The organism is Streptomyces sp. NPDC054770 (assembly GCF_053611985.1).
In genome coordinates, this window is the sequence record NZ_JBSHBL010000157.1 from 1 (window position 1) to 7,718 (window position 7,718).

Annotated in this window: 9 protein-coding genes; 6 read left to right on the forward strand and 3 right to left on the reverse strand. The window is 72.3% G+C overall.

What is annotated here, in order from left to right:
• Positions 1 to 93: 93 nt before the first annotated feature.
• The 3 genes from ACWGKQ_RS51445 (at position 94) to ACWGKQ_RS51455 (ending at position 2,050) form a co-directional block, all read left to right on the forward strand.
• Positions 94 to 930 (forward strand): slipin family protein, encoded by an 837-nt coding sequence (locus ACWGKQ_RS51445; protein ID WP_453299051.1) that lies wholly within the window; start codon positions 94 to 96, stop codon positions 928 to 930.
• A gap of 64 nt (positions 931 to 994) precedes the next feature.
• Positions 995 to 1,849, forward strand: a complete 855-nt coding sequence (locus tag ACWGKQ_RS51450; RefSeq protein ID WP_453299052.1) for a polysaccharide deacetylase family protein — start codon at positions 995 to 997, stop codon at positions 1,847 to 1,849.
• A gap of 18 nt (positions 1,850 to 1,867) precedes the next feature.
• The gene (locus tag ACWGKQ_RS51455; protein ID WP_453299053.1) at positions 1,868 to 2,050 is read left to right on the forward strand and encodes a hypothetical protein; all 183 of its coding nucleotides are present in this window, start codon (positions 1,868 to 1,870) and stop codon (positions 2,048 to 2,050) included.
• On the opposite strand, the gene ACWGKQ_RS51460 is transcribed toward ACWGKQ_RS51455, so the two are convergent.
• Together ACWGKQ_RS51460 and ACWGKQ_RS51465 are read right to left on the reverse strand one after the other, a co-directional pair.
• On the reverse strand, positions 2,042 to 2,713 hold the full coding sequence (locus ACWGKQ_RS51460; protein ID WP_453299054.1) for an ABC transporter: 672 nt from the start codon (positions 2,711 to 2,713) through the stop codon (positions 2,042 to 2,044). The two genes, ACWGKQ_RS51455 and ACWGKQ_RS51460, sit on opposite strands and share 9 nt — an antisense overlap.
• Positions 2,710 to 3,582, reverse strand: a complete 873-nt coding sequence (locus tag ACWGKQ_RS51465; RefSeq protein WP_453299055.1) for an ABC transporter ATP-binding protein — start codon at positions 3,580 to 3,582, stop codon at positions 2,710 to 2,712. Before ACWGKQ_RS51465 ends, ACWGKQ_RS51460 begins: the two co-directional genes overlap by 4 nt.
• A 134-nt stretch (positions 3,583 to 3,716) precedes the next feature.
• Here ACWGKQ_RS51465 and ACWGKQ_RS51470 point away from each other — a divergent pair, with 134 nt between their 5' ends.
• Positions 3,717 to 4,436: an aminoacyl-tRNA hydrolase gene (locus tag ACWGKQ_RS51470; protein WP_453299056.1), complete on the forward strand. Its 720-nt coding sequence runs from the start codon at positions 3,717 to 3,719 to the stop codon at positions 4,434 to 4,436.
• Positions 4,437 to 4,443: 7 nt separating this feature from the next.
• Here the strand turns inward: ACWGKQ_RS51470 and ACWGKQ_RS51475 are convergent, their stop codons facing one another.
• Entirely contained in the window at positions 4,444 to 5,766 is a 1,323-nt protein-coding gene (locus ACWGKQ_RS51475) for an FAD-dependent oxidoreductase (RefSeq protein WP_453299057.1), read from the reverse strand.
• Between the two features lie 200 nt (positions 5,767 to 5,966).
• Here ACWGKQ_RS51475 and ACWGKQ_RS51480 point away from each other — a divergent pair, with 200 nt between their 5' ends.
• A complete protein-coding gene (locus ACWGKQ_RS51480; RefSeq protein ID WP_453299058.1) occupies positions 5,967 to 6,758 on the forward strand; it encodes a DUF4142 domain-containing protein in 792 nt (263 codons plus the stop codon).
• 128 nt (positions 6,759 to 6,886) lie between these two features.
• Positions 6,887 to 7,718: DUF692 domain-containing protein (locus tag ACWGKQ_RS51485; protein ID WP_453299059.1), on the forward strand; the 832-nt coding region annotated here is incomplete at its 3' end.

Here is a 7,718-nt window from a genome sequence, read left to right on the forward strand (position 1 = left end):
CCACCTGCTCCCCTGCGGCCGTGGCCCCGACCCTCCTGCCGGGCATATCGTTACAGCAGCAGACATTTTGGGCCTCTTTACCTGGAGGTCGTGATGGTTCAGGAGCTGCTGGTCGCGGTGGTGGCCGCGCTGAGTGCCGGCGCGCTGTATCTGGCCGCCGGCGCGCGGGTCGTGAAGCAGTACGAGCGGGGTGTGCTGTTCCGGCTGGGCCGGGTCGCCGACGAGGTACGGACGCCCGGCTTCAACCTGGTGATCCCGATCGTGGACCGGCTGCACAAGGTCAACCTGCAGATCGTCACGCTGCCGGTCCCCGCCCAGGAGGGCATCACCCGGGACAACGTCACCGTGCGCGTGGACGCGGTCGTCTACTTCCGGGTGGTCGACGCGGTGAGCGCGCTGGTCAAGGTCGAGGACTACAAGTTCGCCGTCTCGCAGATGGCCCAGACCTCGCTGCGCTCGATCATCGGCAAGAGCGACCTGGACGACCTGCTCTCCAACCGCGAGCAGCTCAACCAGGGCCTGGAGCTGATGATCGACAGCCCGGCCGTGGGCTGGGGCGTGCAGGTGGACCGGGTCGAGATCAAGGACGTGTCCCTGCCGGACACGATGAAGCGCTCGATGGCCCGCCAGGCCGAGGCCGACCGAGAGCGCCGGGCCCGGATCATCAACGCCGACGCCGAGCTCCAGGCGTCGAAGAAGCTGGCCGAGGCGGCCCAGCAGATGGCGGCCACCCCGTCGGCCCTGCAACTGCGGCTGCTGCAGACGATCGTGGCGGTGGCCGCCGAGAAGAACTCCACGCTGGTCCTGCCGTTCCCGGTGGAGCTGCTGCGGTTCCTGGAGCGGGCGGGTCCGCAGCAGCCGGGGCCGAACGGCGGCACCCCGGCCGGCATCGCCGAGAGCACCCTGCGGACCGGGCCGCCGCCCGGGTGACCCGGCGCGGTACCGTCCGCCGCGCCACCCTGAAAAATCGGACATTCCGACCTACATTCGTACGGTGATCCGACTAGCACGCCGTCTTACCGGTACGACCGCTGTCTGCGTCGCCCTGGGCGCCGCGCTCACCGCCTGTGGCACCACCGAGGCGCCCCACGCCGGCCCCCCGGCGCCCTCCAGGGCCTCCTCCTCCGCCACCCCGCCGCCCACGCTCGCCTCCGGCCCCGACGGTGCGGCGCCCGTCTTCACGAACGGTCCGCGCACCCTCGGCAAGACCGTCGCCTTCACCTTCGACGCCGACATGACCGCCGACCAGGGGCCGCGCGCCGCCGCGGGCGAGCACTTCGACAACCCGGCGCTGATCGCGACCCTGCGCCGGCTGAAGGTGCCGGCCACGATCTTCATGACCGGCCGCTGGGCCGACGAGTACCCGGCGCAGGCCCGCTCCCTCGGCCGCGACCCGCAGTTCGAGGTCGCCAACCACTCCTACAGCCACTACGCCTTCACCGGTGACTGCTACGGCCTGCCGACCGTCTCCGCCGCGAACATGAAGTCGGACGTGGAGCGCGCCTACGCCGCGCTGCTCCGCGCCGGGGTACCGCACCCGATGCCGTACTTCCGCTTCCCCGGCGGCTGTTACGACCGGCAGGCGCTGCGCGCGGTCGGCACGCTCGGGGTCACCGCGGTGCAGTGGGACGTGGTGAGCGGGGACGCGTTCGCGACGGACGCCGACGCGGTGGCCAAGCAGGTGCTGGACGGGGTGAAGCCCGGTTCCGTGGTCGTCATGCACTGCACCCGCAGCGCCGCCCCGACCACCGAGCAGGTGGTCCGCACCGTCGTACCGGAGCTGCGCAAGCGGGGCTTCCGGTTCGTGAAGGTGTCCGAGCTGATCGGGGAGACGCCCGGGCACCGGTGACCGCCCTACGCTGGAGGCATGAGCGACGAGGGTTACTGCACGATCACCGGGGCCGCGCAGCCGCCGCGGGCGGACGGTCCGCCGTACGCGGAGTGCGTGCTGTGCCGGGAGCCCACGGAGTACCCGGAGTCGTACAAGGGGATCACCATGTGCCCCCGGTGCGAGTGGCAGGAAGCGCAGCGGAGCGCCTGTTCAGGGTGAACGGCGGCCGTTGAGGGCGCAGGCCAGGGCGAAGGCCGCGGTGGCGAGCAGGGCCGCCGCGGCCGCGGGGAGCGGGGAGACCGGGATCCGGCCGGACTCCGAACCGGTGACCAGGCCGCTGACCGCCGCGTGTGCCGGGGAGCCCGCCACCACCATGGCGAGCAGTGCGGCCAGCAGCATCGCGGGCACGGCCCGGCCCGGCGAGCGCAGCAGCGGACGGTTGGTGAGCGCGCCGACGGCGGTGCCGAGCAGCGCGCAGGCGAGGGTCGCGAGGAGACCGGCGGCTCCGGCCCGCAGGGGTGGTACGGGGAGCCGGTGGTCGTTGGTGGCGTGCTGGCTGATCACCGTCACGACCAGGGTGGCCGCCGTGCCGAGCACGGCCGCGGCGGCGAGGGCGGTGAGCAGGGCGGCCAGATGGGCCCTGGCCGGGCCGCGCGCCGCGATGACGCAGGCGCGGGCGGCCGGCGGTTCGCCCGTGACACAGATCCGTACCAGCCAGGCGGCCACCGGCAGCAGCGCGGCGGCCGTGTAGCCGAGCGAGTCCAGCACCGGCTGACCGCTCTGCACGCCCACGCCCAGGAACACGGCGTACAGGATCACCGGCGGCAGCCAGCGCTGGGAGCGCAGGAGGAGAGCGGTCTGGTAGCGGAGGAGTGCGGTCATGGGCGGTCTTTCTCGTCCGGCGGGACGTCCGGGGGGCTGACGGAGACCACGTGCCAGGGCGGCTGGGCCGTGAGCAGGGCGCGCAGGACCACGTCCGAGTGGGACGCGGGAACCGTAAGACGGTAGGTGCCGGGGGCCGGTTCCTCGGCCGAGGCCGCCGTGCGGGTCGCGTCGGCGGGGAGGCGGCCGCCGGCCGGGCCACGGGCGGTGACGAGGGTGAGCGGGCCGACGGGTGAAGGCACCTGGTCGGTACGGGGTCTGAGGGTGCCGTCGACGACCTGGTGGACCGCGTCGGGCACGCCCGCGAGGCGCCGGGGATCGTGGTCGACGAACACGACGGCGCCGCCGGCGGCGGTGCGCTCGGCGACAGCCCGCTCCAGCTCGGCGCGGGCCTCGGCGTCCAGGCCGGTCCAGGCCTCGTCGAGGACGAGGAGCTGGGGGTCGGCGAGCAGTGCCTGGGCGACCGCGACCTTCTGGCTGGTGCCCTTGGAGAGCTGGGCCATGGGGGTGGCCGCGTAGGCCGCGGCGCCGAACCGCTCCAGCCAGTTCGCTGCGCGGGCGGCGGCCGAACGGCGGGAGAGGCCGTGGACGGTGCCGAGATGGGTGAGGTAGCCGGCGGGGGTGAAGGGCAGGGCCGAGGGGAAGCGCTCGGGTACGTACGCGGTGCGGGGGCGGCCGGTGATACGGCCCTCGGTGGGGGTGTCTATGCCGGCGACGAGGCGGAGCAGGGTGGACTTGCCGGTGCCGTTGGCTCCCTCCACGCGGGTGAGGGAGCCGGGGGTGATGGTGAGGTCGATGCCTCGTAACACCCAGGGGCCGCGTATGCCGTAACGGCGGCCTACGCGGGCCAGTTCAAGATCACGGTGCATGGGGACATTGTCGTGCGGGATCGGGGTGGTGGGTTTCGGTTGTGTGCGGTCTGCGGGTGGGTGGGGGCCGTTCGCGCCCACGCGGCGGAGCCGCACATTGGGCACAGCCCCGCGCCCCTTATAGGTTGGCTGGTGTGAGCGAAGTTCCCACGCAGCCCGGCGACAGTCCCTTCCAGTCGGAGCCCACCAAGCGCGACGAGGCACCTCAATTCGTGTTGCCGCTCGTCGTACGAATCGAAAAGGCCGCTCCTCCGGCCCGCACCGACGCACTCGAAACGGCTGCTCGGGCTGTCCTGACCATGCTCAGTGACCCGCGGGCCCTCGGTGACGGGGAGTGGGCGGAGGCTGTTCGGGACTGGGAGGACGCGCGGATCCGGAAGGTCGTGCGGCGGGCGCGGGGGGCCGAGTGGCGGCGGGCCGGGGAGCTGGCCGGGATCACCCTCACGGGGAAGTCCGCCGAGGTACGGGTGTTTCCGCCCGTTCCCCTGGACGGGTGGCCCAAGGAGCTGGCCAAGTTGCAGGTGTCCGGGACCGAGTTGGACGATCCGGAGCCGCCGGTCGGTGCCGACCGGTCCGGGCCCGTGCTGTGGCTGAACCCGGAGCTGGAGATGTCGGCCGGCAAGGCGATGGCGCAGGCCGGGCACGGGGCCCAACTGGCCTGGTGGGCACTGTCCGAGGAGGAGCGGGATGCCTGGCGCGACGCCGGGTTCCCGCTCGCCGTGCGGGCCGCCGATCCGGCCGAGTGGCGTGAACTGACAGCCGGCGGACTGCCGTTGGTGCGGGATGCCGGGTTCACCGAGATCGCGCCGGGCAGCTGCACGGTGGTCGCGGACCATCCCGCGCTCCGGGGCTAGCGCGCGGTCAGTCGGTGCCGCGGTAGGCGTACATGTCGGCCAGGAACTTACGGCGCAGGGCGGGGACCTTGCCGGTCGCGCTGAAGAAGCCGCGGGTGGCGAAGAGGGCGAGGCGTCCGGTGACGGGCCGGTAGAGGGGGTCGTCGCCGCTGGTGCCGTTGTTGTCGAGGGACTCGGCGACGCGGGTGAAGCCGTAGGGGATCATCTCCGCCTCGTAGTCGCCGATCGCGGTGAGCAGCGGTTTGTCGCCGCGGGCGGCGGCGGTCAGCTCCCGGCAGAGCAGCGAGGCGTCGCGCAGTGCGGTGTTGGCGCCGACGCCCTGGCCCGGGGTCATGGTGTGGATGGCGTCGCCGAGCAGGGTGACGTTGGTCGTCGGCCATGGGTCGACGGGGACCGAGGTGGCGATCTTCAGCGGGAACGCGGCCGCCGGGTCGGACAGTTCGAAGATCCGGCGCAGGTCCGGGTGCCAGTTGCGGGTCACCCGCAGGACCGTGTCGACGAGCTGCTTGCCGCGCTGCCGGGCGGTGTCCTCGGGGAAGTGGTCGTGGGAGCTCCAGAGGGACAGGTTGATGTAGTCGTGGGTGCTGTCGAACCGCAGGCCCGACCAGCTGTCCAGCAGTGTCTTGTCGGCGGGGTTCTTGGGCCGGCCCTCGGCGCCCCACTTGAACTCCATGACGTGGAGCATGCCGACCAGGCCCTTGGTGCCGAAGATCAGGGAGAGTCCGTTGAACACCTCGTCCGACAGCAGGGCGCGGGTCTCGGGCGTGAGCGCGGTCCTGGTGGCGACGGCCGTGACCCCGGTGTCCTTGATCTCCGCGTGCGGCAGGTACTGCCGGCGTACGGCGGAGCGGGTCCCGTCGGCGGCGACCAGGACGTCTCCGGTCGCGGTGGTGCCGTCGGCGAAGTGGGCGGTGATTCTGCCGTCCGGGTGCCGCTCGTAGCGGGTGAACTCCTTGCCGTAGTGCACGACGTCATCCATGCCGGTGAACAGCACCTGGCGCAGGGTCGAGCGGGACACGGAGCGTTCGCTGTGCACCGCGTCGGCCGCCTCGGGCAGCTCGATGCTGGCGGTGGTGCGCTTCGACTGGGTCAGCACGTTGAAGTACCGGGGGTCGCGGGCGCAGGTGTCGACGAACGTGGTGAAGAGCCCGGGCGGCAGGCACTCGTGCAGGGCGCGGCTGCCGGTGGGGTCGATGCCGACCCGGTAGCCGTACAGGCCGTCGCTGCGGGAGCCGTAGCGCTCGTACACCGCGACGGAGACGCCGGCCTTCTTCAGGCCGTGCGCCAGGCACATCCCACCGGTGCCGCCGCCTATGACCAGGACGTGCATGACGATCACTTTCCTCGATGTTCATGTATCTCGATTTTCGAGATAGATAAAGCTTGAACATAGAGATACTCGACTGTCAAATCATTCGCCACGGCCCGGGATTTTTTACCTCCCCTTGGAAACTTTGCCGTTTGTTTGAACACCGTCGCCGTCACACCCGTACGTCCTGGCACTGAACCAGCGACACGGGGAGGCATCCCTTGCGGCGTTTCAACGGAACGGCCCTGATCATGGCGGCCCTGGCCACCACGCTCGGCGCGCTCGCCTATCCCGTGTGGTCGTACGCCGACCGCTCCGGCACCGGGCAGGCGAACCTGGCGGCGGGGACCGTGGCCACCCAGTGGGGCCCGCTGTCCGCCGCCGACCGTGATCTGATCGTGCGGGTCCGCCTGGCCGGGCTCTGGGAGCTGCCGGCCGGGCAGCAGGCGGTCCAGCGGGCGCCGAGCGCGGCGATCAAGGAGGCCGGCGACCATCTCATCGTCGGCCACACGGACCTCGACAGACGGGTCCGGATCGTCGCGGCGCAGCTCGGCGTCGAGCTGCCCAACGTGCCGAACGAGCAGCAGCAGGGCTGGCTCGACGAGATGTCGGCGGCGACCGGCGCGGAGTACGAGTACAAGTTCGTGAACCTGCTGCGGGCCGCGCACGGCAAGATCTTCCCGGCGGTCGGGGCGGTACGGAACTCCACGCGCAACAGCCTGGTGCGGCAGCTCGCCTCCGACACCAACCAGACCGTGCTCGACCACATCACGATCCTGGAGAAGACCGGCAAGGTCGACTTCGAGGCCATCGCCAACGAGGTGGCGGCCGCGGCCACGGCCAGCCCGACCGGTCCGGCGGTGCCGGCGCCGGGGGTGGTGGTGCCCTCCGCGCCGGCCGCGCAGGCCGGCGGCAACGTGCGCACCACGTCCAAGCCCTCCCCCGGCGCGCCGGGCACGGTGAACACCGGGCGCCCGGACCCGACGGACTCGCTCGGCGTCCTCGGGCAGTAGCCGAAGAGCTCCCCGGAGCGCGACCCCGAACCTCAAATGTTGCTCTGAAGCGGCAGGCAACGCGGTTCGCGGGCGCGCTCCGGGGCCATACCCCCGTCATTCGAAGCAGGAGGGGGACGGCCATGGGCCTGGAGCGGCTGGGGACGGGGATCGGCTGGCGGCCGGAGATCGCGGACGCCGTGGAGCGCATGCCGGGCATCGACTGGGTCGAGGTCGTGGCCGAGAACACCTGCCCGGGCCACCTCCCCGACTCGCTGCGGCGGCTGCGCGAGCGCGGGGTGACGGTCGTGCCGCACGGCGTCTCGCTGGGCCTCGGCGGCGCGGACCGTCCGGACGAGGACCGGCTCGCCGCACTCGCCGAGCGGGTGGCGGCGCTGGGCTCGCCGCTGGTCACCGAGCACATCGCGTTCGTCCGGGCGGGCGGCCCGCGCACGGCGTCGCCCGTCCTGGAAGCGGGCCATCTGCTCCCGGTCCCCCGCACCCGGGACGCCCTCGACGTGCTCTGCGAGAACGTCCGCATCGCCCAGGCCGCGCTGCCGGTGCCGCTCGCCGTCGAGAACATCGCCGCGCTCATCTCGTGGCCGGGCGAGGAGATGACCGAGGGGCAGTTCCTGTACGACCTCGTGGACCGCACCGGGGTACGGCTGCTGATCGACGTGGCGAACCTGCACACGAACCACGTCAACCGGGGTGAGGACCCGGCCGAGGCGCTCGCCGACCTTCCCGTCGAGGCCATCGCCTACGTCCATGTCGCGGGCGGCTTCGAGCGGGACGGCGTCTGGCACGACAGCCACGCCCACCCGGTGCCCCCGGCGGTCCTGGACATCCTGACCGGCCTCGCGTCCCGGGTCGCGCCGCCGGGCGTGCTGCTGGAGCGGGACGAGAACTTCCCGGAACCGGCCGAACTGGAGCGGGAGTTGACGGCGATCGGGGCGGCCGTGGCGTCGGGGACCTCCGCCG